Genomic DNA, 2007 nt, shown 5'->3' with positions numbered 1-2007 from the left:
ACCCATGTCGAACTTCACGAGCTCACCACCCCCACACCTCTTGACGACAACTCGAACAACATGTCTATCAACATCACCAATGTGATCACAAAGACCTTTGGCTCCGCCGGTGACCGCGTGTCATCAACCTTGCCACGCCCCACTGACAACGGGCGGGGTGCTCACCGCACCCCGCCCGTTTCACCCTGCTACGCACTCAATGCCACAGTTCCTGTCCCGGCCGGCGTGGCCACGGCAGTCTGCGCGCGTCCGCATCGCGCTCTGCTACGTGCCTTCCCTCTGTCGTCCAGCTCACCGAAGAGTTCGGCATTGCCAGCGTGACTGCCCCGAAGGTGCACCGCGCTCTGCGCACCGAACGCCGGATCCGCACCGAGCCCGGCATGGGCTCGTTTGTCTCGAAGAAGCAGTGAGGGCGGCCGGTTGATCCGGCCGCCCAAACAAACATCCCTACCCATTTTTAGGGCAGCATGTTGCCCACCGCAGCCCGCACCGCGTCGTCCCCGGCAGTCGCCAGGTACTCGGCGAACCGCCGGACCTCCGGGTCGGCGCCCGCCCGGTGGGCGATCGCGACCGCGTGCATCAGCGCGCGCTGCGACGGCTCCACCGCGCCCAGCACGCTCATCGCCAGCTCCACCGCCAACGGGCCGTCGGCCGACGCCACCGCGCACGCCAGGTCCACCAGTTGCGTCGGCAGGTCGAACGAGTACCGCTCCCCCGCCGCCAGTGACCGCGCGCCCCTGCCGACGACGTCCTTGATGTCGTCGAGCAGTGTCACCAGCACCGCAGTGTCGAAGAGTTCGCCCAGCTTGTCCTCGAAGTACTCGCCGTCCGCGATGCGGACCAGCGCGCGCAGCGCCTCCGTTCGCAGCGGGAGCGTGCCCTTCTCCTCCGCCAGGTCCTTCTCCGACGCCGCCTCCGCGAGCTGCGCGAAGGTGCTGTCCACCGAGAACTTGCGGTCGATCAGCGTGTCGTACCAGGGCGACCGCTTCGGGTCCGCCGCCGCGCGGATCACCGCTTCGTAGCCGGCCTGCTCGCCCCAGGTCGTCAGGGCGAGGCAGGCGAGGAAGCGCTCGTTCTCGGGAGCCGCCGGGTCGTTCATCAGCTCGACCAGGCCGGGCACCCGGTCCCGGTGGGCCGGATCGTCGAATGCGCCGAAGATGACGTCGTCGATGTCGTCCGTCGGCTCACCGTCGAAATCCGTGCCGAGCAATTCACGGAAGCGCGTCATGATCAATGCCTTTCAAATGCCTTGGCGGTCGGACTTCGGACTTCGGACGTCGAACGGCGAACGTCACGACGCTTCATGGATGTACTCGTGCGGCACGACGCCCTTGATGAGCCACTCGGAGTCGCGGCGCGTGTGCATCATGTCCTTGATCCGCTGCTCGATGCGCTTCGTCTTGGCCTTGCCCCAGCCGTGTTCCTTCGCCATCTCCGCGGCCCGCTTCGAGATGTCGTCGTAACTCGTCCCGGGCGGTACGTCGATGTTCACGTGCTCGCCCGCGATCTTATCGGCGCTTTGCTGGATCGCCGCCTCGACCTCCTTCGGCGAGTACACCTCGACGCCCTTGACCTTTCCGTCGGCGATGTCCTTCACCAGGTTCGGCAGGTCGACGCGGATCTTCTTGCCGCCGTAGTCCTTGGCGTCGGCGCCGTCCTCGCTGAGGGACGTGTACGGGCTCTCGGACTTCTTCGGGTCGCGGCCCACGATGTGGTCGACGATCGACGCGTCACCGTTGGGGTCGGCCGGGACCAGGTCGCCGTCCGCGTTCAGGTGGGACTTCCGCTGGCCCTTGCGGTTGTGCTCGGCCCCGAAGTTGTCGTCCTGGCGCTGAAGGTGCGGGATCTTGTCGTCCGGGCCCGGGTTGTACGTGCCGCCCTCGTGCGGGGGCGGGGGCGTACCGCCGCCGTCGTGACCGCCACCACCATGGTCACCGCCACCACCACCGTGACCGCCACCACCGTGACCGCCCGGCGGCACATGGCCGCCGCCACCGCCGCCCAGGT

3 protein-coding genes are annotated in these 2007 nt (G+C 67.6%); 1 reads left to right on the top strand and 2 read right to left on the bottom strand.

What is annotated here, in order from left to right:
* A partial coding sequence (locus HG542_RS34615; protein WP_218039108.1) for a hypothetical protein occupies positions 1 to 321 on the top strand: 321 nt, incomplete at its 5' end.
* A 136-nt stretch (positions 322 to 457) separates the two neighbouring features.
* On the opposite strand, the gene HG542_RS33905 is transcribed toward HG542_RS34615, so the two are convergent.
* A complete protein-coding gene (locus tag HG542_RS33905; RefSeq protein WP_227723578.1) occupies positions 458 to 1228 on the bottom strand; it encodes a hypothetical protein in 771 nt (256 codons plus the stop codon).
* Between the two features lie 63 nt (positions 1229 to 1291).
* Positions 1292 to 2007, bottom strand: a 716-nt coding sequence (locus HG542_RS33900; protein WP_218039107.1) for a hypothetical protein, incomplete at its 5' end; no start/stop codon positions are given.

Source organism: Streptomyces morookaense (assembly GCF_013030945.1).
GTDB classification, from domain to species: domain Bacteria; phylum Actinomycetota; class Actinomycetes; order Streptomycetales; family Streptomycetaceae; genus Streptomyces; species Streptomyces morookaensis.
The sequence above is the reverse complement of the archived record's forward strand: the minus strand, read 5'-3'. Positions and strand labels throughout refer to the sequence as shown.